Origin of the sequence: Methylophaga pinxianii (assembly GCF_020447225.1) — a bacterium.
Taxonomy (GTDB): Bacteria; Pseudomonadota; Gammaproteobacteria; order Nitrosococcales; family Methylophagaceae; genus Methylophaga; species Methylophaga pinxianii.
In genome coordinates, this window is the sequence record NZ_JAJAEO010000157.1 from 18,175 (window position 1) to 39,670 (window position 21,496).

At 46.4% G+C, this 21,496-nt stretch carries 22 protein-coding genes; 13 read left to right on the forward strand and 9 right to left on the reverse strand.

Features of this window, described 5'->3' with window-relative positions:
- Positions 1–112 precede the first annotated feature (112 nt).
- A complete protein-coding gene (locus tag LGT40_RS05140) occupies positions 113–391 on the reverse strand; it encodes an EscU/YscU/HrcU family type III secretion system export apparatus switch protein (protein ID WP_226075319.1) in 279 nt (92 codons plus the stop codon).
- Positions 388–1,956 carry a flagellar hook-length control protein FliK gene (gene fliK, locus LGT40_RS05145; RefSeq protein ID WP_226075317.1) on the reverse strand — a complete coding sequence of 523 codons (1,569 nt, stop codon included), beginning with the start codon at positions 1,954–1,956 and terminating at the stop codon, positions 388–390. The genes LGT40_RS05140 and fliK overlap by 4 nt, the downstream gene beginning before the upstream one ends.
- Positions 1,957–2,019: 63 nt before the next feature.
- Between fliK and LGT40_RS05150 the strand changes: the two genes are divergently transcribed.
- Positions 2,020–2,880, forward strand: coding sequence for a pentapeptide repeat-containing protein (locus LGT40_RS05150; protein ID WP_226075315.1), 861 nt, complete (start codon positions 2,020–2,022; stop codon positions 2,878–2,880).
- Between the two features lie 8 nt (positions 2,881–2,888).
- Here LGT40_RS05150 and apaG read toward each other — a convergent pair whose 3' ends face one another.
- From apaG to pgl, 3 genes are read right to left on the reverse strand one after another with little or no spacing between them, the layout of a single operon-like run.
- The gene (apaG, locus tag LGT40_RS05155; protein ID WP_226075531.1) at positions 2,889–3,269 is read right to left on the reverse strand and encodes a Co2+/Mg2+ efflux facilitator ApaG/CorD; all 381 of its coding nucleotides are present in this window, start codon (positions 3,267–3,269) and stop codon (positions 2,889–2,891) included.
- A gap of 1 nt (position 3,270) precedes the next feature.
- Positions 3,271–4,242: a glucokinase gene (gene glk, locus LGT40_RS05160; RefSeq protein ID WP_226075313.1), complete on the reverse strand. Its 972-nt coding sequence runs from the start codon at positions 4,240–4,242 to the stop codon at positions 3,271–3,273.
- 1 nt (position 4,243) lies between these two features.
- Positions 4,244–4,954, reverse strand: coding sequence for a 6-phosphogluconolactonase (gene pgl, locus LGT40_RS05165; RefSeq protein WP_226075310.1), 711 nt, complete (start codon positions 4,952–4,954; stop codon positions 4,244–4,246).
- A 135-nt stretch (positions 4,955–5,089) separates the two neighbouring features.
- Here pgl and LGT40_RS05170 point away from each other — a divergent pair, with 135 nt between their 5' ends.
- Positions 5,090–5,800 (forward strand): SIMPL domain-containing protein, encoded by a 711-nt coding sequence (locus LGT40_RS05170; RefSeq protein WP_226075308.1) that lies wholly within the window; start codon positions 5,090–5,092, stop codon positions 5,798–5,800.
- Here LGT40_RS05170 and ilvA read toward each other — a convergent pair whose 3' ends face one another.
- A complete protein-coding gene (gene ilvA / locus LGT40_RS05175; protein ID WP_226075306.1) occupies positions 5,801–7,315 on the reverse strand; it encodes a threonine ammonia-lyase, biosynthetic in 1,515 nt (504 codons plus the stop codon).
- 117 nt (positions 7,316–7,432) lie between these two features.
- On the opposite strand from ilvA, the gene rpiA reads away from it, so the two are divergent.
- The 3 genes from rpiA to lolD are packed head-to-tail and all read left to right on the forward strand — an operon-like array spanning position 7,433 to position 10,064.
- Entirely contained in the window at positions 7,433–8,095 is a 663-nt protein-coding gene (rpiA, locus tag LGT40_RS05180) for a ribose-5-phosphate isomerase RpiA (RefSeq protein ID WP_226075305.1), read from the forward strand.
- A gap of 48 nt (positions 8,096–8,143) precedes the next feature.
- Positions 8,144–9,391: a lipoprotein-releasing ABC transporter permease subunit gene (locus tag LGT40_RS05185; RefSeq protein WP_226075303.1), complete on the forward strand. Its 1,248-nt coding sequence runs from the start codon at positions 8,144–8,146 to the stop codon at positions 9,389–9,391.
- On the forward strand, positions 9,384–10,064 hold the full coding sequence (lolD, locus tag LGT40_RS05190; protein ID WP_226075301.1) for a lipoprotein-releasing ABC transporter ATP-binding protein LolD: 681 nt from the start codon (positions 9,384–9,386) through the stop codon (positions 10,062–10,064). Before LGT40_RS05185 ends, lolD begins: the two co-directional genes overlap by 8 nt.
- A gap of 1 nt (position 10,065) precedes the next feature.
- Here lolD and LGT40_RS05195 read toward each other — a convergent pair whose 3' ends face one another.
- Complete coding sequence (locus LGT40_RS05195) at positions 10,066–10,611, reverse strand: DUF2062 domain-containing protein (RefSeq protein ID WP_226075299.1); 546 nt, start codon at positions 10,609–10,611, stop codon at positions 10,066–10,068.
- Between the two features lie 44 nt (positions 10,612–10,655).
- Here LGT40_RS05195 and LGT40_RS05200 point away from each other — a divergent pair, with 44 nt between their 5' ends.
- From LGT40_RS05200 to kdsB, 7 genes are read left to right on the forward strand one after another with little or no spacing between them, the layout of a single operon-like run.
- On the forward strand, positions 10,656–12,923 hold the full coding sequence (locus LGT40_RS05200; RefSeq protein WP_226075297.1) for a DNA internalization-related competence protein ComEC/Rec2: 2,268 nt from the start codon (positions 10,656–10,658) through the stop codon (positions 12,921–12,923).
- 51 nt (positions 12,924–12,974) lie between these two features.
- Positions 12,975–13,607 (forward strand): MotA/TolQ/ExbB proton channel family protein, encoded by a 633-nt coding sequence (locus LGT40_RS05205; RefSeq protein ID WP_226075295.1) that lies wholly within the window; start codon positions 12,975–12,977, stop codon positions 13,605–13,607.
- Positions 13,607–14,032 (forward strand): ExbD/TolR family protein, encoded by a 426-nt coding sequence (locus LGT40_RS05210; RefSeq protein ID WP_226075293.1) that lies wholly within the window; start codon positions 13,607–13,609, stop codon positions 14,030–14,032. Before LGT40_RS05205 ends, LGT40_RS05210 begins: the two co-directional genes overlap by 1 nt.
- Entirely contained in the window at positions 14,029–15,783 is a 1,755-nt protein-coding gene (msbA, locus tag LGT40_RS05215) for a lipid A export permease/ATP-binding protein MsbA (protein ID WP_226075291.1), read from the forward strand. Before LGT40_RS05210 ends, msbA begins: the two co-directional genes overlap by 4 nt.
- Positions 15,783–16,763, forward strand: a complete 981-nt coding sequence (gene lpxK, locus LGT40_RS05220) for a tetraacyldisaccharide 4'-kinase (RefSeq protein ID WP_226075289.1) — start codon at positions 15,783–15,785, stop codon at positions 16,761–16,763. Before msbA ends, lpxK begins: the two co-directional genes overlap by 1 nt.
- A complete protein-coding gene (locus LGT40_RS05225) occupies positions 16,764–16,943 on the forward strand; it encodes a Trm112 family protein (RefSeq protein WP_226075287.1) in 180 nt (59 codons plus the stop codon). It begins immediately after the preceding gene.
- A complete protein-coding gene (kdsB, locus tag LGT40_RS05230; RefSeq protein ID WP_226075285.1) occupies positions 16,943–17,701 on the forward strand; it encodes a 3-deoxy-manno-octulosonate cytidylyltransferase in 759 nt (252 codons plus the stop codon). Before LGT40_RS05225 ends, kdsB begins: the two co-directional genes overlap by 1 nt.
- On the opposite strand, the gene LGT40_RS05235 is transcribed toward kdsB, so the two are convergent.
- Together LGT40_RS05235 and LGT40_RS05240 are read right to left on the reverse strand one after the other, a co-directional pair.
- Positions 17,669–17,929 (reverse strand): hypothetical protein, encoded by a 261-nt coding sequence (locus LGT40_RS05235; protein ID WP_226075283.1) that lies wholly within the window; start codon positions 17,927–17,929, stop codon positions 17,669–17,671. The two genes, kdsB and LGT40_RS05235, sit on opposite strands and share 33 nt — an antisense overlap.
- A gap of 16 nt (positions 17,930–17,945) precedes the next feature.
- A complete protein-coding gene (locus tag LGT40_RS05240) occupies positions 17,946–20,360 on the reverse strand; it encodes an Rne/Rng family ribonuclease (protein ID WP_226075281.1) in 2,415 nt (804 codons plus the stop codon).
- 537 nt (positions 20,361–20,897) lie between these two features.
- Here LGT40_RS05240 and LGT40_RS05245 point away from each other — a divergent pair.
- Positions 20,898–21,496: pseudouridine synthase (locus tag LGT40_RS05245; protein ID WP_264177821.1), on the forward strand; the 599-nt coding region annotated here is incomplete at its 3' end.

A 21,496-nucleotide genomic window follows, 5' to 3' on the forward strand; every position in this document is an offset into this window, starting at 1 on the left:
TAAAATCAACACTTAATATGATTTTCATAATGCTATTTATAAAGTATTGAAAAAATGGATCGGCTGTAAACGCAATCATAGTGGTTTGATACTGATAAATTCGTGCAGGAATTTAGCCTTTTTGCTTGGGAAACTTTCCCGAAACAATATACGCATAAGCGATGACTTCAGCGATAACTCGATACAGGGTTTCAGGTATGGCCTCGCCAAGTTGCATATCCTTGAGCATTTCCGTCAAAGCTGCATCTTCTCGAAGCGGAATGTTATGTTGTTTGGCAATCCGAATGATTTCTGCAGCAATATCTCCTTCCCCACTAGCCATCACTGTGGGCGCATTGTCACCGTCATAATGAAGAGCAATAGCACGTAAAGGTTGTTGCTGTTGGGTCATACCGATATATCCAGCAAGGCTTCGGATTGAGTCCTGTTTGTAGCCGGTGTCAGCCATTCCACCGGGGCACATTGACAGTTTAGCTGCTGAACCTGCAAATCAAGCGCCGCTAACTTTTCACGTAATAAATCAATATTTTCTTCTAACAAAATGACAGCTTGGGGATCTTCAGCTGTGAGTGTCACACTGACTATGCTGTTGTGCAATCCAATAGCGGCACGAAGTTTCCCCAGATTTTGCGTTTCCAGATTCAATGTTACTTGCCACTGCTCTTCTTCTTGCTGATCTCGTTTGGCACCTTTTTGAAGTTGTAACTGCATCCATTGCAATTGTTGTTTGTCCCGTAATGGCACATCCATCAACCATACCTGTGGTTGTGCAGGATTATCTGCTTCTCTGACCATAGTGAGCTGATTCAGTTGTACCCGGGCAATCGCTGTTTCGACTTCACGCAATAATATCTGCAATCTGGCCAGCTCTGTTACTCCCGCTTGCAGTTGGGCATTCTGAGTTATTTGTTGCATTGGCGCATTCTGTGCCAAAAGGTTTGGATTATTTGCAATCGTTCCAGCAGTAGAACCTTGCCCGGCAAGCAACATCATGAGTAATTGGGCAGGCGTCTGACCGCTTGCCAGCAAAGCATTGGTAATATGTGATGGAAGTTGCTGTAAAGCGGCTGGCTGGTTAAGCAGATTAATCAATGCGTTGCGAATTTCCGGCGGAAGATTCTGAGCATTGATTTGTCCGTTTGCCGTCTGGCGGATTTGTCCTTCCAGTGCGGCGGCGAGTTTCAATAAATTGGCTTTAAAGTCACCATTGAGTGTGGGGTTTGGTTGCAGTAACTGCCGCTCCAGAAACATGCCGGATTGTTGAATAGCTTGTTGTAAATTGGCCGGCTGTTGAACGGTTTGTAAATCACGGATATTTTGCCAGAGCTGGCTCACGGCATTTTGCACTGGCACCATGGATTTGAGTTCAGGCAAAGCATTAATCACTTTTTGTAACTGCGGCGGTTGTGCAAAAACAAATGGTAATAATTGACGTTGTTGTGAAAGCAGCGTTTCTGACAATGTCTGATGGGGTGTTTGTAAAGCAACACTGAACGGTGAGCTGCTGAGAATCTGCACCAACAGTTGTTGGCCGGGTTTGAAGATGGTATTCAGTCTGCTGATATCCAGTTCCATTGGGATCGGCAATTTTCCACTTTGTTGTAATGCCAGCATGATGGTTTGCTGAGGTAATAGTTTTACCACTTCTGCCAGCAAGGTTTGTCCTGGTCGCAAATCCGTTATTACCGCTGAAACATTTGATACCGAGAGTAATTTAAAGGCTGTTTTATCACCGGCGTCAGTTCGTTGCAGCTCAATCGTTTGACCCGGTTGTAAATTCACCCCCGCCTGAATCGTGATCATTTTTCCAGCCAGCTGAATATCGACATTTTCACCCGCCCTGCCAGCTGACATGACAACAGCTTGCGCAACCTGGCCAGGCATTAACGACAGCGAGCGACTGGCAGCTTCCGTTACAGTGACCTGAGCGGCTTGAGCGGTCTGAGGTATTTGCATGAATTCACCCACCTTGAAACACAATGCTAGTATAACAACCAACTTGTTGCCAAAGACCGGCCGATGAAAAAATTCAGCACAAAATGGTATACCCGTCAAAACGATACGATAAGTGGGCCTTTCACCTTGGCCTTGCTTAAGAGCAATCTGCTGTTGGGCAGGATTAACGCACAAACGGAAGTCAGTGCCGATCAAAAATACTGGCAGCCGCTGGGAGACATCATTGCGCTGCAAACAGCCGAACCGATAATACCACCACCGTTAACCCTGGATGAGCGTGATGGCTTTGATCGACGCAATGATCAACCACTAACCGAGGCGGAACGTGAAATGCGTCGTGAACAGCGCCGTAAACAGGAACCCGACTTTTTAATTCAACAACGCCAACAACGCACCGAGTTGTTAGAAAAACTTAAACCTGAAAGACCAGCTCGTTTCTGGCCTTTTTTTATCATCAGTTTAATCCTGACAGGCATTTTTGTGGGTGCCGTTTTATTTCCCACGCCCCCAATCAAATCTACCGCTGATTGTGATGCTGCTCCGGCTCGCCAGGTGAACTGGGAGAACTGTCTGAAACCCGGCATGGATATACCTTCAGCCACGCTGACAAGCGCTAACCTCCGCAACAGTGGTTTGGCAATGTCGAATCTAATGAATGCTGATTTGGTTGATGCTGATTTGAGTTATGCGGATTTGTCACTGAGTAATATGAGTTATGCCTTGTTACAAGGCAGCAACCTTAAAGGAGCCAACCTGCAACAAGCTGATCTGTCTTATAGTGATTTAACAGACAGTGATCTGAGTTTTGCCAATCTTCGCGATGCCAGACTGGGCGGAAGTAATTTGCACAACGCCAAGCTGGACAAAGCTATTTGGATAGATGGTCGAATTTGTGCGGAAGGTTCTGTGGGAAATTGTTTATAAACAAAGCTTTAATGCAGTTTTTGCGGGGCAGCCAAGGTAAAAGCAGGAATATCGACAGCAAAACGGCTGCCATTGTCATCCATCATATTGTAATGCCCTTGCATCATACCCACAGGAGTATCCAACATGGCGGCACTGGTATAAGTAAATTTTTCTGTGGGAGCAAGATAAGGGTGCTGTCCCACGACACCATCTCCTTCGACTTCCTGTTCATGACCATCGCCACCGGTGATTTTCCAGTAACGCGATAAAAGTCGGGCTGGAGTATCACCTTCGTTGGTAATGGTAATAGTATAGGCAAAAAGATACCGGGCTCTTGCAGGATCAGACTCATGATCCAAATAAGTGGTTTCTACATTTACTAGAATGTTATTTTTTTTATCCGTCATGTTAGGCATTATACAACGCTTTTTCGGCCAGCAAACGTGCACCTAAAAGTCCAACCTCAGGATTAGTGATAAGGTAGACCGGAATTTGTTCCAAAACCCCGCGCATCCGTCCTTTTGCAAGGAAGGATGCGATAAACTCACCCTGTTCAAAAAATACCAAATTCTTTGCAGCAATACCTCCAGCAATAAAAAGTCCGGCCCTTGGCAAGGTTGTCAGCGCCAGATTACCGGCCTGTGCACCATATATCTCGACAAATAACTTCACTGCCTCAACTGCTGTAGCATCGGTATCTTGAATGGCATAATCACTAATCTGCTCAGCGGTTAAGTTTACTGTGTGAGTAAGTCCCTGGCGCTCAGCAATAAACTGATATAGCATCTCAAGACCGCAACCGGACAATATTCGCTCATAGGAAACATGTTGAAAATGCTGAAATAATTTCTCCAACAATGGTTGTTGCGTCTGGTCCAATGGAGCAAAATCAGTATGGCCACCTTGTGTAGGCCAGACTCTCCACCCCTTATGAATGGGAGACATAATCGCTTGCCCCAAGCCGGTTCCTGCACCGATAACAGCTCTTAAAGATTTTGCTACAGGCTCACCTTGTTGGAGAACAAGTAAATCTTGCTCATGATCAAGCTCACCGATACCGTGCCCCACTGCAGCAAAATCATTGACTAGCAGCAGCTCTTTCAGGGGAAATTCTGCTAATAATTTATCGGCATCAATAATCCAGGGAAGATTGGTTAAAGCCACTTGTCTGCCTGTTATCGGCGCTGCTATCGCCAAACAACAGCTTCGCACCGGTAAACATTCCGCAGGAACAGCAGATAAAAATATTGACAGCAGACTTTCAAAATCGACATAGGCACTATTTTCAAAGCGTTGCTGCATTATCGTCTTGCCATCAACCTGGCTCAATTGCAACAAGGTTTTTGTACCGCCAATATCTGCTGCCAACACCGTTTTCATATTATTTTGCAGCAGCCGCTTTATCCATAAACCAGTAATAATCACCCGTTGGAGCAAGTCGCTGAACCGGTAAACCGGTTACGGCTTCAGTCGTGATATCCCTGACAATCTCCGTTTTGGCCTCACCCGCGATAAAGACAATTACCTGTCTGGCAGCATTAATAACCGGGTAGGTAAGAGTAACGCGCCACGATTGAAATTTTTCAACAAACAAGCTGGTTGTCAATGAGTCCGTCACTTCCAACGCTGCCGTCTCAGGAAACAATGAAGCAATATGACCATCGGGCCCCAAACCTAATAACACCAGATCAAAGGGACTTTCTTGCAAGACTGATTTAATAGTTTCTGCGTATCGTCTGGCGACTTCATCTGCATCCCCACTCTCGGTGGGCATACGATGCACATTTTCAGGCGGGATAGGCAAATGATCCAACATGGCCAATCTGGCCATCTTAAAATTACTGTCATCGTGCGTTGCGGGGACACAACGTTCATCACCGAAGAAAATCTGTACTCTGGCCCAATCAATCTGTTCAATATAAGGCGAGGTTGCCAGTTTTTGATATAACCCTTTGGGAGTCGAGCCACCAGCCAGCGCAACAAAAAACACGCCCCGTTTAGCGATGGCTGAACGTGCAGTTGCTACAAAATGCTCGGCAGCCGCTTCGATCAGGCGTTCTGAATCAGGTAGAATTTTTTGTTGCGCTTTCATGTCTATCCTCAATGTAAAAATAATTTTGTGCGGTAATCACTGACAGTGTCAGTCAAATCCTGTTAATTTAGCAATCATGCGGTAGCAACAGCAAGCCAAACTCTTTCTCATTTATCACACAGGAACCAGCAAACCATGAAAAACGTTTTCTTTATTGTTGCCATATTATTTTATTCAGCTACAGCAGCAGCTGAAACAGAACTGAACTTTAACCTAATCAATTTGAATGCAACAGCCGCAACCGAAGTGGCAAATGATCAGGTGACCAGTGTGATTCAGGTAATGCTTAACGGAACCGACCCTGCGAAATTAGGAGAGCAAGTCAATCAACGCAGCAATCAATTGCTCGATAAGATTAAAGATTACGATTCAGTAAAGTCACAAACCACAGGGTATCAAACGCGCCCAATGTATAAAGACAGTCAGATAGTTTCCTGGCAGGTCAGTCAGCAAATTCGTTTGCATAGCCATGATTTTACTCAAATGAGTGAGCTGTTAGGCGAAGTTCAATCTCTGGGTACCGTTCAATCAATTGAGTTTTCACTCTCTGATGCGCTGATTGAAAGCACGCAAAACGAACTGATGCAACAAGCCATCAGCAAGTTTCGTGATAAAGCATCGCTGATTCAGCAACAGTTCAACGAGCCTGGTTACCGCCTGGTCAATATGTCTGTCAACACTAGCGGCTATGCACCGGTTTATCGCATGGAAAGCAGCATGATGATGTCAGCCGACATGAACAGCAAAAGTGCTCCTGCCGCGCTGGAAGCTGGCAGCAATAAAGTCTCTGTTGATGTTAATGGCCAGATTCAACTTATCAGTGACACTACCACGGTGACCGACTAATTATTTCAAAAATAAATCATAGGCAGGGTTATCCGTCTCCAACCAGTAGGCATAACCCAGATTATCCAGAAACGCCTGAAATTCTTCGTTGAATTCAGGCGTTACCTGAATCCCTACCAATACCCGGCCATATGCCGCGCCATGGTTCCGATAATGGAACAAACTGATATTCCAGCGTTGGCCAATATGTGTCAGAAAACGTAATAATGCGCCGGGCCTTTCCGGAAATTCAAAACGAATTAAACGCTCATTTTCGGCTTGTGGTGCATGACCGCCGACCATATAACGAACATGTAATTTGGCCATTTCATTATCAGTAAAATCAATCCACTGATAGCCCGCTTGTGTCAGATTTTCAAACAGGATCTGCCGCTCTTCTTCACGACCGGACATCCGCACTCCGACAAACACTTGTGCCTGTTGTTTATCAGCGTAACGGTAATTGAATTCGGTAATTCCACGATCCGACAGTGTTTTACAAAAACGTTGGAAGCTACCCGGCTGCTCATCAATTGTTGCAGCAAATAATACTTCACGGCGCTCGCCAATTTCAGCCCGTTCCGCCACATGACGGAGTCGGTCGAAATTCATATTCGCACCACTATTGATCACCACCATGGTTTTATTGCTTAAACCATTTTGCTGAATGTATTTTTTGGCACCAGCAATTGATAATGCGCCTGAAGGCTCAGCAATAGAGCGCGTATCATCAAACACATCCATTATCGCCGCACAAATTTCATCGGTTTCAACTGTCACCACATGATCAACCGTGTGTTGTGCAATTCGAAAGGGCTCCTCACCCACCTGTCTGACCGCCGTGCCATCCGCAAATAAACCGACTTGATCCAGTTTGACACGCTCACCTGCATCCAAAGCCGCTTTTAAACTGGCTGCATCAGCTGGCTCGACAGCTATGATTTTGATTTCCGGCCAGATAGCTTTGATATAAGCAGCCATCCCGGCAAGTAAACCACCGCCACCGACCGGAATAAATACGGCATATACCGGATCCGGATGCTGCCGCATGACTTCCATTGCAATGGTGCCCTGCCCTGCAATCACCAGAGGGTCATCGTAAGGATGAATAAACACACGCCCCTCATCCGCAGACACCCGTTGCGCAAAATCAAAAGCCTCATCGTAACTGTTGCCATGCAAGGTGATTTCTGCGCCTAACATGCGCACCGCTTCGACCTTAATGGGTGGAGTGGTCACGGGCATCACAATTATTGCGGAAATGCCCATTTTGCTGGCAGCCAAAGCGACGCCCTGGGCATGATTTCCTGCTGAAGCGGCAACTACTCCCTGTTTTCGCTCGACTTCGGTCAAATGGCTCATCCGGTTATAAGCGCCGCGTAACTTAAAGGAAAACACTGATTGCAGGTCTTCACGTTTAATCAGAATCTGATTATCCAGCCGCTTGGATAATCTTGGCATCAAATCCAAAGGGGTTTCGATAGCGACATCGTAGACGCGCGCTTTGAGGATTTTTTCTACATAGCCTGTGAGCATGGGGTTCCAGATTCAGTCTGTTAAGTTAAACAAAGATGACTACGTTACCATTGACAACCATTTATCTCTATAATTAGACGGATAAAATAAAGCCATTCAAATTAACAAGGAATCGCAATGACTGCTGATGAAATGAAGAAACAAGCCGCCTGGTCTGCTTTGGAATACATTACTACTGACGGTGTTGTAGGCGTAGGCACAGGATCGACCGTTAATCACTTTATTGATGCGTTAGCTACCATCAAAGGTCGTATTGAAGGAGCGGTTTCCAGTTCCAATGCCTCTACCCAGCGCCTTAAAGATTATGGCATCCATGTATTTGATTTAAACGAAGTCAAAGAAGTCGCGGTTTATGTCGATGGTGCCGATGAATCCAATCATAATTTGCAATTGGTGAAAGGTGGCGGTGGCGCATTAACCCGTGAAAAAATTATTGCGGCAGTAGCCGATAAATTCGTTTGTATCGCCGATGCCACCAAATTGGTTGATGTCCTGGGTAAATTTCCGCTGCCAGTTGAAGTGATCCCGATGGCTCGTAGCTATGTGGCTCGTGAGATTGTCAAATTAGGCGGACAGCCTGTTTATCGTGAAGGTGTTATCACTGATAACCACAACGTTATTCTTGATGTGCATGGTCTAGACATCTTGGAACCAATTAAACTGGAAAAAACACTGAACGATATCGTTGGCGTAGTGACTAATGGTCTGTTTGCCATGCGTCCTGCAGATGTGTTGTTGCTTGGCACCGAAAACGGTACCCAAACCGTCCATCCTAAATAATATGCACCTTGCCCGCCGTTAAGGCGGGCTTTTTGCCAGAGCGGATTTATGTTCAGACCACTGAGTGTCTATATTGGCGCCCGCTATACCCGGGCCAAACGTCGTAACCATTTTATTTCATTCATTTCCATGACCTCGATGCTGGGCGTTGCGCTCGGCGTCGCGGCATTGATTACGGTGTTATCCGTGATGAATGGTTTTGAAAAGGAATTACGTGAACGTATCCTTGGCATGACATCACATGCCTTTGTAACCGGCTCGGATGGCACTTTGTCAGACTGGCAAAAAGCCGAAACCCTGATCGAAGGATTTCCCCGAGTCATCAATACTGCCCCTTTTGTTGAGGGACAGGCAATGCTGAATCAGGGTAGTCGGGTTAGAGGCACGCAAATTCGCGGCATCGATCCTGCACTGGAACCCAAAGTTTCGAGCATTGGCGATAAAATCATTCAAGGCCGTTTTGATTCGCTGCAACCGGGAAGTTACGGCATTATTCTGGGTAAGGATCTGGCGATCGCCATGGGAGTCGGTACTGGTGATAAAATTACCGTAATCACACCCCACGTAACCCCCACCCCTGCGGGAGTCATTCCGCGCTTGAAACGTTTGACGGTCACCGGTGTTTTTGAAATTGGCATGTACGAATATGACAGTGCATTGGCCATTATGAATATCGATGATGCTGCCAATTTATTCCGTATCCCGGAAAAAGTGACCGGCTTACGTTTGCAATTGGATGATGTTTATCAGGCCCCGCGCATAACGCGCGATTTATTACAAAGCTTGCCGACGGAGTACCGCGCAGCAGACTGGACTTATCAACACGCCAATTTTTTCCGGGCATTGAAAACCGAAAAAACCGTGATGTTTGTCATTTTGATGCTGATTGTGGCGGTGGCCGCATTCAATATTGTGTCGACTCTGGTCATGATGGTGACGGATAAATATTCCGATATCGCTATTTTACGGACTCTGGGTATGTCACCTCGCGGCATCATGGGGATCTTTATGGTTCAGGGAATCGTAATCGGTCTGATAGGTACTTTGCTAGGCATTATCGGTGGTGTGTTACTGGCACTGAATGTCTCAAATATTATTGCCTGGATTGAAACAATCCTGGGCTATCAATTCCTGCCAGCAGAGGTGTATTACATTAGCGACCTGCCATCAGATTTACATTGTAATGATGTGACAGTAATTGGCATTACCGCTTTTATCCTCTCAATTCTGTCGACTATCTATCCATCCTGGCGGGCATCCCAGGTGAAACCGGCCGAGGCTTTACGCTATGACTAAGAACACAGTGATCCGCTGCCAGAATCTGGTCAAGCGTTATAAAGACGGCAATCTGGAAACACCGGTTTTACAGAATGTGAATTTGGATGTTCTGGCCGGAGATCGTATTGCGATTGTAGGGAGTTCTGGTTCAGGTAAAAGTACTTTATTACACCTGCTGGGTGGATTGGATGAGCCGACTGATGGAACCATAGAAGTTCTCGAAAAGGACATCAGTCACCTTTCAGTCAGCGCTTTGAGTAAATTACGCAATCAATCACTTGGCTTTGTTTATCAGTTCCATCATTTGCTGCCAGAATTTACCGCTGAGGAAAACGTCGCTATGCCGTTAGTAATAGGCGGCATGCATCCTAAAAAAGCGAAGCAGCAAGCCATTGAGTTATTGGAACAAGTAGGTCTTGGCCACCGGGTGCATCACAAACCCAGTGAGTTATCTGGCGGCGAACGCCAGCGCGCGGCATTGGCTCGGGCTTTGATCACGAAACCCGCATGTCTGTTGGCCGATGAACCCACGGGTAATCTCGATCATCACACTGCAGAGGGTATTTTTGACTTGATTATGAAGTTAAATACCGAGATGGGAACGGCGTTGGTTATTGTGACTCATGACACACAATTAGCCGCAAGAATGGATCAGCAATACACGTTGATTGACGGAATGTTACAACGTTGAATCAAGACTTGTTGTTGTCATTCTGCTGGCGGGATTTTTGGCGATGATATCGTTTCAACCAACTGTTGATAACCACTAGACGCCAGATTAACCGGACAATAATAACTCCCGCGATTGCCGCCAAGACACCACAGATAAATGACCCGAGCAGTAATGGCTGCCAGATAAATCCCAACTCTTCCCATAACCATTCCAGAGTAAAGGCAAATTCATGGGTTCGCAGCGGGACATCCAATATCATGGCGCCCACTTTGTATGTAAAAAAATAAATGGGTGCCATAGTCAGTGGATTGGTTATCCACACGCTCATGACCGCGACAGGTAGATTCACTCGGCACCAGATAGCCAACGCGGCAGCCAGCAGCATTTGTCCCGGCATCGGAATAAAGGCAATAAAGACTCCTATCGCAATCGCTGCTGAAACTGACTTGCGGTTAAGGTGCCATAACTCCGGGGCCATAATCTTTTCCCCAAAACGACGCAAATGCTTATGCTCGCGCATCGTGACGTGATCTGGCATTATTCGTTTCAGGAACTTACGAGGCATTATGTCTCAGTATTAAGGACAAACGGCGGTCATTATAGGGATATATGGTCAAACCTGCCATTGCATTTTTGTCGGGCTGTTTATTGGTGGCATGGTTGCCGCAGCTACCCTCGTTATATTGGCTGCTCACACTTTTCCCCTTGATTTTTATTGCTTGGCATCGGTCACAATGGATCATTGTGTGGTTTATTGTGGCGGTTATCTGGACCAGTGTTCAAGCTCAGTTCAGATTAGACAATCAACTTGATGTCACTATTGAAAGACAAGATATTCTGGTCACTGGTTTCATTTCATCACTCCCTCATCATAACGATCAACGGGTACGTTTTGAATTTAAACCTGAAAACCCAAACAGAAATTTACCTGCAAAAATTCGTTTAAGCTGGTATTACCCTCCCGAAATCATCCCCCAAGCCAATGAAAAGTGGCAATTTTTGGTGCGCCTCAAAGCACCAAGGGGTATGGCGAATCCCGGTGGTTTTGATTATGAATCCTGGTTGTTTCAACAGCGGATAGGCGCTACAGGATATATTCGTGAATCCGAGCAAAATCAAAAGCTGCAGACCGCTTCGCCATTGTCAATCCAATATTGGCGAGCAAGGTTAATTGACAACATTAGTACAACCTTGGAAAACAGTCCTCATTTAGCTTTGGTAGAAGGGCTGGCCGTTGGTAATCGCGATCGAATGCTGCCACAACAGTGGGAAACCTTGCGGCAAACCGGTACCAGTCATCTATTAGCCATTTCCGGGTTGCATATCGGTCTGGCAGCGGCATTAGGTTTTTTTGTGGCCAAAATGCTCTGGCGCATTCGTGGTCAACGGTTATTAATTCTCAGTGACCGGCAAGCCGGAGCGATTGGTGGGTTATTACTGGCGCTCTTCTATGCCTTGCTTGCCGGCTTATCCATTCCAACACAACGTGCGCTGGTAATGGTGACGGTGGTCATGCTCAGTATCTTTATCAAACGTCGTATTGACCCCTTACAAATAGTCAGTCTGAGTTTGATACTGATACTTTTCATCGATCCATTTGCGACTTTATCCGCCGGTTTTTGGCTATCTTTTGCTGCAGTATTCTGCATATTGTATGTGGCTCATTATCGGCAACCAGCACCCAAGTGTCTTTGGATACATATCCATCTCTGGATAGCAGTTGGCTTAACCCCATTGCTGATATTGTTTTTTCAGGAAACCTCCATTATCGCTCCGCTGGCCAACTTATTGGCAGTGCCGTTGGTGAGCTTTATGATTGTGCCGCTACTACTGTTGGCAATGGCACTGTTCAGTTTAAATTTAGCGATAGCCAGCTGGGTTTTGCAGCTCACAGAACAATTGCTTTCTTTACTTTGGTGGTATCTGGATTGGCTGGCTCAACTACCGTTATCGGTTTGGCATACACCATTCTTTTCACCAGAACTGCCTGGGCTGTCATTAATCGGTATCGTTTTATTGCTTGCCCCTCGGGGATGGCCATTACGCTGGTTGAGCGTTATGTTTATAGCGCCTTTGTTTTTGTATACTCCGAATCGCCCCGACGCTGCTGAAGTCTGGTTTACCCTGTTGGATGTCGGTCAAGGTTTATCTGCGGTGGTACAAACCCAACATCATACGCTGGTATTTGACACAGGCCCCGCCTTTGGTGAGTTTGATACTGGTTCAGCTGTCGTCGTACCTTTCCTCCGCTATCATGGCGTGACCGAGTTGGATAGCTTGATAATCAGCCATGCTGATAATGATCATATTGGAGGTGCCAAAGCGGTTTTAGCTTATTATCCAAGTAACACTATTCTTAGCAGCGACCCCGCTAAATTGGATAAAAGTCAGTTCTGTCGACAAGGTCAATCATGGCAATGGGATCAGGTGCATTTTGAAATATTACATCCCAAGCCGCATCACAATGGAAGTCGAAATGATCTTTCCTGTGTACTCAAAATCACCAGCCAGTACGGTACGATTTTATTAACCGGAGATATCGAACGCGAGGCAGAAATTCATCTGGTAAAAAATTACGCGGAGGCTCTTGCTGCGGATATTCTTGTCGCACCGCATCATGGCAGTCGTACTTCATCGTCCAGAAGCTTCATCAAACAGGTTTCCCCCGACATGGTTTTATTTGCCAGTGGCTATAAAAACCGGTTTAACTTTCCAGCTGCAGAAGTAGTGGCCCGCTACGATGAAATGGGGAGTCAAACCTTTCAAACCGGTGAGCTGGGTGCACTGTCAATCAAACTTGATCAACAACATGATTTAACGCCTAAAGGATGGCGTGAACAGCAACGCAGATTATGGTCGCGTAACCCTACTGAATAAATGCGTTTTCACGTATCATGGCAACATTTCATTAACTGGGACGGATGGAGCATGCTGGAACTATTTAAAGCAGGTGGCTGGCTGATGTTACCGCTACTTGGCTGTTCAATAATTGCCATTGCGATTATTGCAGAACGTTTTTGGAGCCTCCAACAACGGCGTATCGCACCACCAGAATTAATAACCCAAATCTGGCAATGGCTGCAATTCAAGCAGATTGATCAATATCGAATTAACTCGCTGCAAAAAAACTCGCCACTGGGGCAAATCCTCGCCGCAGGTCTGATGAATCGCAATAGCTCCCGTGAAATCACCAAGGAAAGTATTGAAGATACGGGTCGGCATGTAACCCAATTACTGGAACGCAACCTGAATACCTTAGGTACTATTGCCGCTATTTCGCCCCTGATTGGTTTGTTAGGCACCGTGATCGGCATGATAAAAGTATTTGCCGTAATTACCCTGGAAGGCGTTGGTAATCCAGAAACGCTGGCAGGAGGTATCTCCGAAGCATTAATTACCACTGCTGCCGGCTTGGTTGTTGCGATTCCCAGTGTCATTTTTTACCGTTATTTCCGTGGCAAAATTAATCAACTTGTCGTCAGCATGGAAGAACAGGCCATGCAGTTAATTGAAATGTTACATGGTGAACGGGAGTTCGATCCTGACGAGGCTCGCAACTGATGAAATTGATGCGACAACATTCTGAAGAGCCTGATGTCAATCTCACCCCCATGATTGACGTGGTATTCCTGTTATTACTGTTTTTTATGGTATCAACCAGTTTTATCCGGGAAAGCTCACTCAAAGTGGATTTACCCGAGGCCACTGGCCAGGCTTTGGCAGAGCAGGAGGCACCGATTGATATCATTATTCGTGCGAATGGTGAGGTACTGGTCAATGACACGCCGATCGCGGTTGCGACACGTGATGCATTACGAGATTTACTCAAAACCACTGCAGGCGAGAATGCTGATCCACATATCATTATCAGCGCTGATGCTAACGCCGAATATCAACAGATTGTCACGGCAATGGACGCCGCTCAATTACTTGGTTTTACCCGTTTGACGTTGGCTACCCGCCAAAAATCTGTCGAGACCCCATGAAACAAATTGCCAATGAGATGAGCGCTGTACAACTTTATAAGCGCCTGCTTTCTTATGTAAAACCCTATTGGTTGGTATTCGCTGCAGTCATTTTGTCGATGCTGGTTTATGCCGGCAGTGAAACGGCTATGGCCGCGATCATGAAACCATTAATGGACGGCAGCTTTGTTGAAAAAGACCCGTTTATTATTAAATGGATCCCCGTTGCATTAATTGGAATCTTTCTGGTTCGCGGTGTCGCCAACTTTCTCACCACATATGGTTTAGGCTGGATCGCACGGAACGTTATTATGACGTTGCGCACCGAAATGTTTGACCGTTTATTGACATTACCCGCGAGCTTTTACGATAAAAGCACTTCGGGACAACTGATGTCTAAACTGTTGTACGACGTGGAGCAGGTGGCCGATGCCGCGACTGATGCAATTCTGGTTTTAGTTCGTGACACGTTGACGATTGTTGGATTGCTTGCCTGGATGGTTTATCTGAACGGCCTGTTATCGTTAATTATTTTATTGACTGTACCGTTTATCGGCCTATTGGTTTACAAAATCAGCGCCCGTTTCAGACGCATCAGTAAAACCATTCAGGATTCTATGGGCGATGTCAGCCATACATCAAGTGAAGTGATTGAAGGCCACCGCGAAGTGAAAACCTTTGGCAGTCAGCACTATGAAGCCAAACGTTTTGATAAGGTCAATCAGCTTAACCGTCGCCAGCGCATGAAAAAGATCGCCACCGAAGCCACTAGTCAGCCGATTATCGAATTAATCGCCGTGCTGGGGCTGGCGGTAGTGATTTATCTGGCCACCCTACCGCAGATGTTGGAACAGATAACTGTCGGTACCTTTATTTCATTTATTACGGCGATGTTTATGATCCTCACACCGCTGAAACGTCTGACTAAACTCAACTCCAAACTTCAAGCCGGTATTGCCGCAGCGGATAGTGTCTTTACCATGCTGGATCAAAAACCTGAGGCCGATACCGGAACACAGCATTTGGACCGGGCCAGAGGCGATATTCGCTACCAACAAGTCGGATTTCAGTACGATGAAAATTCACGCAAAGTATTGGAAGATATCAGCTTTGAAATAAAAGCCGGCCAGACCATCGCTTTTGTCGGACAATCAGGAAGTGGTAAAACCACCTTGGTGAGTCTGTTGCCGCGTTTCTACTCGCCTACTTCGGGACAGATTTTCATTGATGAAACAGATATCAGCCAGCTTAGACTTCTGGATCTGCGAAAACAGATTTCACTGGTCAATCAGCAGGTTATCCTGTTTAACGATACCATCGCCAATAATATCGCCTATGGTCATCAAGGCGGGGTAGAAGAAGAGCGTATTATTGCAGCGGCAAAAGCAGCACATGCCTGGGAGTTTATTCAAAAACTGCCACAGGGCTTGCAAACTCAAGTGGGCCAAAACGGTATTCTGCTCTCTGGCGGCCAACGTCAGCGTTTGGCCATTGCTCGAGCTTTGTTGCGTGATACCCCTATTCTGATTCTCGATGAAGCAACTGCATCGTTGGATTCGGAAGCAGAACGGCATATACAGTCAGCATTAGAAAATCTGATGCAAAGTCGCACCACACTGGTGATCGCTCACCGGCTTTCCACAATCGAAAAAGCCGATCTCATTGTGGTTATGCATGACGGCCATATTGTAGAAACCGGTACACATCAGCAGTTACTGGACAAAGGCCAGCATTATGCAGAACTTCATCGCCTGCAGTTTCAGCAACATTAATGAAAACAGATTGGCTGACAAATAGCTGGTATCGGCCATCTTTGATCAGTCAGCTGTTACGACCGATCAGTTGGTTGTACCGTTGCATCACGTGGATCAGACGCCAAGCTTACCGTTATGGTCTTTTGCGGCAATACAAGCTAATGGTGCCCGTTATTGTTGTCGGTAATATCAGCGTGGGTGGCAGCGGTAAGACCCCCTTTGTCATCTGGCTGAGCCAATACCTGCAAAGTCAGGGCTGGCGTCCAGGCATTATCAGTCGTGGTTATGGTGGCAAAGCTCAACATTATCCCTGTAAAGTTGGTCCGGAAAGTTTGGCTTGCGAGGTGGGCGATGAGCCCTTATTACTACATCAACGCACAGGTTTTCCTGTTGTGGTGGCGCCAGATCGCGTCGCGGCAGGCAGGCAGTTATTGGCAGAAAATGCCTGTAATGTGATTATCACCGATGATGGTCTGCAGCATTATCGATTAAAGCGTGATCTGGAAATTGTCATCATCGATGCCAAACGTGGACTGGGCAATCAATTATGTCTGCCAGCCGGACCACTGCGAGAACCGCTTTCGCGTCTTAAAACTGTGGATTTTACTGTTTTTCATGGCGAGCCGGACCCTGAGCGGCTGACCATGCAATTGCGTATTGAGCGGGCAATTCAGCTACAAAATCACCGTATGGTTAAAACACTCTCTGAATTTGCTGAAACACCGGTATATGCCGTTGCTGGTATTGGTCATCCACAGCGCTTTTTTGAACAGTTGCAGCAATCCGGATTAACCATCATCCCTCATGCATTTGATGATCATCATGCTTATACTGAAACGGATTTTAAGTTTGCGAAATCCTACCCCATACTGATGACTGAAAAAGATGCGGTAAAATGTCAGGCCTTTGCCACACAGAACATGTGGTATGTGCCAGCACAGGCAGAACTGAGTCCTGCACTTGGACCGGCCATCGATAAAAAACTAAGAGAGCTTTAAATGGATAAAACCTTGTTGGAAATACTAGCCTGCCCCGTTTGTAAGAGCAGCGTTTTATATCAGAAACAATCTCAGGAATTAGTCTGTAAAGCCTGCCGCGTCGCCTATCCCATTCGTGATGAAATCCCGGTGATGTTGATTGATGAAGCACGTGTACTGGCAGCTGAAGAAACTTACTGATGCAATTTAAAATTATTATTCCTGCCCGGTTTGCCTCAAGCAGGCTACCAGGAAAACCTTTACGTCAAATCGCTGGTAAACCGATGATTCAGCACGTTTATGAACGTGCACTGGCCAGTGATGCCAGTGAGGTGATTATTGCCACTGATGACCAGCGTATCGCTGAAGCGGCAAAAAGTTTTGGTGCCGATGTCTGCCTGACTCGCGATGATCATATTTCCGGCACTGATCGCTTGGCTGAAGTCGCTCAGCTAAGAGCATTTCATGGAGACGATTTAGTGGTCAATGTCCAGGGCGATGAGCCCTGCCTGCCAGCGGTGTTGATTAATCAGGTGGCAGCTGACCTTGCCCATCATCGGGAAGCGGCTATCACGACACTGTACAGTCCACTAAAAGAGGCTGAACAGGTCTTTGATCCAAATATAGTGAAAGTAATTGTTGATGCCAAAGGTTATGCAATGTACTTCAGCCGCGCGCCAATCCCCTGGTTACGTGATCATTTCAATCATAAATCTGTGCCTGAGAATGTCATGATGCCGCACTTAAAGCATGTCGGCATGTATGCCTATCGGGCGGATTTTTTACATCGTTATCATGAATTACCGCCCGCGCCACCAGAGCAGTTTGAATCACTCGAGCAACTTCGTGCGCTTTATCATGGAAACAGGATACATTTAACAGAGGCTCAGGTTGACCCCGGGCATGGTGTTGATACCGAAGAGGATTTACTGGCCGTAGAGGCCTTGTTCGCGCAATAATTGATCAAGACCCGCGGCGATGAGCTCGGCATGTAATTCACCTTCGCCATCAAATACCGGTAAAACATGGGTGACGGGTACCGGGCGGTGCCCCTCTCCATATTGTGTGGGTTGAATGTTGCTGTCCTGATTAAGCTCTTGTAACACGAGCTCACAACCATCTAGCAGTTCAATAATTTCACAACGTTGATGGTGATATACGACTTGCTGACCCAGAAGGTTCAGCAAGTCGTCACAGCTAAATTTATGATTCCTTGGCATCAGCTTTAGGACTCTCTTCAGTTGGCTTTGGTTTTTCAACTGGTTTTGGTTTCTCAACCTTTGGAGTCTCATTATCAGCCGAAGCAGGAATTTTTTCTACCTCATTTGTTTCACGATTTTCTTTGTCTTTTGCAGGTGCCCGACGGCGACGGTTATTAGGCGTTGCCCCAGTACTGGTGCGAGAGCGACGTGGCGCCGGTTTGGTCGAAATTTTATTTCCATCAACTTCGGGTTCAGTGGAGACAGGAATCGCATTACCATTTACTTCTGGCTCAGGTGCTGGAATAGCATTACCGTTGACCTCAGGAGGTGGCGTTGGAATCACGTTGCCCTTCTCGACGCGCTCTACTTTTTCCGTGGTATCGGTGGTGGTAGCAGCTCCCGTTGTCAGGGCATCTCCTTCACCCCGTCCACGACGACGACGTCCACCTCGACGTGAACGTTTAGCATTGGGATTGCGGGTTTTATCATCACCTGATGTATCGGTTGCCGGTTTGTTTTCAGGCATTTCAGATTTGGCTGGCGCCACTTCAGCTTTTTTCGATGTTTCATCACCATTATTAGCGGCTTCCGGACGACGGGGACGATTGTTGTTACGTCGATTACTATTGTTACGTCCCCGGTTCCGACGATTTTGATGACGCGCTTCTCTTTCCACATCCGTCTCTTTTTCTGCTGAACGTGATTTTGATGCATCAGCAGGTGTTTCTGCAGGAGCTCCTGTTAACACACCCAACAAACGTTTCAGCAGGCTCGGCTTACGTTCAGCCGCTGCTGCTGGTTTGATAATAGGTGCCGGTGCAATAGGCGCAATACCTGTCACAGCAGGTTGCTCCATAACAGTTTTTTCTTTCAATACGACAGTTGCTTCGATTTCTGGTGTGGTAATTAATTGATGGCTGCTGGTTTGCTTCTCGTTGCCGTCTTTAATACGTTCGATATCGTAATGTGGAGTTTCCAGATGTGGATTAGGAATCAACACCAAACGCACGCTATGACGCTTCTCAATAGCATCAATCTGAGCGCGTTTTTCATTCAGCATAAAGGTTGCAACCGAGACCGGTAATTGAATTACCAACTGGCTGACATTGTCTTTAGTCGCTTCTTCTTCTACTAAACGTAATACCGCCAAGCCTAAAGACTCTACGCCGCGCACATGGCCTAAACCGGCACAACGCGGACAAACTTCCTGATGCGCATCGCCCAAAGCTGGACGTAAACGCTGGCGTGACATTTCTAATAAACCAAAACGCGAAATGCGACCAATCTGTACGCGTGCCCGATCTGATTTCAGATGATCACGCAGGCGGTTTTCCACTTCACGCTGATTACGGGTTGGCCCCATATCGATAAAGTCGATAACCACCAGCCCCCCCAAATCACGCAAACGTAGTTGACGAGCAATTTCTTCTGCCGCTTCAAGGTTGGTGTTGAGCGCTGTTTCCTCGATATCGCCGCCCTTGTTAGCGCGCGCCGAGTTGACATCAATTGAAATCAACGCTTCCGTTGGGTCAATGACCAGCGCGCCACCAGAAGGCAGACGTACCTCATGACGGAAAGCACTCTCAATCTGGCTTTCCAGTTGGTAACGAGTAAATAACGGGACTTTATCCTGATATAACTTGAACTTGCTCAGCTCATGCGGCATGACCATGCGCATGAAATCATAGCCTGTTTGATAAACTTCTGGCGAGTCGACCAGAATTTCACCAATGTCTTTACGCAAATAATCACGTAAGGCACGAATGATGATATTGCTTTCCTGATACACCAGAAATGGTGCACTACGATCTTTGGTCGCTAGATCAATGGCTGTCCATAGCTGAACCAGATATTCCAGATCCCACTGCAGCTCTTCAGTTTGCTTGCCCACACCGGCCGTCCGGACAATCATGCCCATCCCCTCAGGGATTTCCAGTTCACGCAGAGCTTCTTGCAATTCAGCGCGATCATCACCTTCAATGCGACGTGAAATCCCGCCGGCACGCGGACTGTTTGGCATCAATACCAGATAACGGCCAGCCAAGCTGATGAAGGTGGTGAGTGCTGCGCCTTTATTGCCACGCTCTTCTTTTTCAATCTGAATGACCAATTCCTGACCAACAGAAAGTACATCTTGCACATTAATACGGCCATTGTTTTCGCCGTCATCTTTGGTTTGTCTAAAATAGGTTTTGCTGATTTCTTTGAGTGGCAGAAAGCCTTGACGTTCAGAACCGTATTCAACAAAAACTGCTTCAAGACTCGGTTCTACACGAGTGATTTTACCTTTATAAATATTGCCTTTTTTCTGTTCTCTGGAAGGGGTGTCGATATCAAGATCGAACAAGCGTTGGCCATCGACCATCGCAACACGCAACTCTTCTTCGTGCGTTGCGTTTATTAAAATTCGTTTCATTCATAAACCTCAGTTAGAGGTTCACACATCGGTACAGTCAGTAAGCCGGGCGGCATCAGCCTGCCCAGAGCATCCAGAACGGCGTTTAATCAGCAATATAATCAAGTCGGGCTCTGCCAGCATCGAATCAACAGATTGCTGGTCGTTTATACAATGTCATTACATTGTGGCTGCAATAGGGTTCTGCAACGCTACATTAACGTTTTGTGACTCTCTTTAGTCACGTACGTTTGATTATTTACTTCGTCGCCCTGTCTCGTACATTTTTTGCTATTTGTTTTGCTGTAGCCAGACGTGGGAACCATTATTCTCAAAACAAGCTCCTTTTTATGGAGCCCTGCATCACTGAACCCCTGTTCAGCGTATTCAAATTCGTTTCGTATCCTTAGCCGCATCAACCCCATTCCTAGGGGGCGCGACGTTTGCTTAGGCCTGATCATTAGAAAGTCGGTATACTGACCTCATTTTACGTACAGACCAACGGCGAAATATATCAGTCTGCAACCACATCAGCAAGAAATAACCTAACATTATTCTATGACCAATTCTCCACAAGCATCACCAGCTGTTCAATTTATCGATATCCGTGCCGATCAGGCAGGTCAACGCATCGATAATTTTTTGATTACATTGGAAAAAGGTGTTCCCAAAAGCCGGATTTATCGAGCTTTGCGCAAAGGAGAGGTTCGCGTTAATAAAGGTCGCATCAAGCAGACTTACCGACTGCAAGCTGGCGATCAAGTGCGTATTCCACCACTTCGAGTGAGCGAAAAAGTCATTATCACTGATTTATCAGCATCCCTTACCGATGCACTTGAACATTCTATCTTAATGGAAGACGATGCTTTACTGGTGATTAATAAACCCTCGGGGTTAGCTGTACATGCCGGTAGCCAGATTCAATTGGGCGTTATCGAGGCAATGCGTATTATTCGACCAGAAAATCGTTTTATTGAGCTGGTTCATCGATTAGATCGCGATACCTCTGGCTGTCTGGTGATTGCAAAAAGCCGTGAAGCCCTGCTCAATTTACAGGAGCAGATGAAAAATTCTGAAACGGATAAACGCTATTTGACATTAACAAAGGGTCGGTGGCCTGCCCAGCAAAATATCGTTGATTTGGCATTGCAAAAAAA

Bases quoted from the DNA above. Each gene is read 5' to 3' on its own strand.
- rpiA (WP_226075305.1), top strand. From the start codon at position 7,433: ATGACTGCTGATGAAATGAAGAAACAAGCCGCCTGGTCTGCTTTGGAA.
- fliK (WP_226075317.1), bottom strand. From the start codon at position 1,956: ATGCAAATACCTCAGACCGCTCAAGCCGCTCAGGTCACTGTAACGGAA.
- msbA (WP_226075291.1), top strand. From the start codon at position 14,029: ATGAAACAAATTGCCAATGAGATGAGCGCTGTACAACTTTATAAGCGC.
- LGT40_RS05200 (WP_226075297.1), top strand. From the start codon at position 10,656: ATGGTCAAACCTGCCATTGCATTTTTGTCGGGCTGTTTATTGGTGGCA.
- kdsB (WP_226075285.1), top strand. From the start codon at position 16,943: ATGCAATTTAAAATTATTATTCCTGCCCGGTTTGCCTCAAGCAGGCTA.
- pgl (WP_226075310.1), bottom strand. From the start codon at position 4,954: ATGAAAGCGCAACAAAAAATTCTACCTGATTCAGAACGCCTGATCGAA.
- LGT40_RS05225 (WP_226075287.1), top strand. From the start codon at position 16,764: ATGGATAAAACCTTGTTGGAAATACTAGCCTGCCCCGTTTGTAAGAGC.
- glk (WP_226075313.1), bottom strand. From the start codon at position 4,242: ATGAAAACGGTGTTGGCAGCAGATATTGGCGGTACAAAAACCTTGTTG.
- apaG (WP_226075531.1), bottom strand. From the start codon at position 3,269: ATGACGGATAAAAAAAATAACATTCTAGTAAATGTAGAAACCACTTAT.
- lolD (WP_226075301.1), top strand. From the start codon at position 9,384: ATGACTAAGAACACAGTGATCCGCTGCCAGAATCTGGTCAAGCGTTAT.
- ilvA (WP_226075306.1), bottom strand. From the start codon at position 7,315: ATGCTCACAGGCTATGTAGAAAAAATCCTCAAAGCGCGCGTCTACGAT.
- LGT40_RS05240 (WP_226075281.1), bottom strand. From the start codon at position 20,360: ATGAAACGAATTTTAATAAACGCAACGCACGAAGAAGAGTTGCGTGTT.
- LGT40_RS05195 (WP_226075299.1), bottom strand. From the start codon at position 10,611: ATGCCTCGTAAGTTCCTGAAACGAATAATGCCAGATCACGTCACGATG.
- LGT40_RS05140 (WP_226075319.1), bottom strand. From the start codon at position 391: ATGACCCAACAGCAACAACCTTTACGTGCTATTGCTCTTCATTATGAC.
- LGT40_RS05170 (WP_226075308.1), top strand. From the start codon at position 5,090: ATGAAAAACGTTTTCTTTATTGTTGCCATATTATTTTATTCAGCTACA.
- lpxK (WP_226075289.1), top strand. From the start codon at position 15,783: ATGAAAACAGATTGGCTGACAAATAGCTGGTATCGGCCATCTTTGATC.
- LGT40_RS05150 (WP_226075315.1), top strand. From the start codon at position 2,020: ATGAAAAAATTCAGCACAAAATGGTATACCCGTCAAAACGATACGATA.
- LGT40_RS05185 (WP_226075303.1), top strand. From the start codon at position 8,144: ATGTTCAGACCACTGAGTGTCTATATTGGCGCCCGCTATACCCGGGCC.
- LGT40_RS05210 (WP_226075293.1), top strand. From the start codon at position 13,607: ATGAAATTGATGCGACAACATTCTGAAGAGCCTGATGTCAATCTCACC.
- LGT40_RS05205 (WP_226075295.1), top strand. From the start codon at position 12,975: ATGCTGGAACTATTTAAAGCAGGTGGCTGGCTGATGTTACCGCTACTT.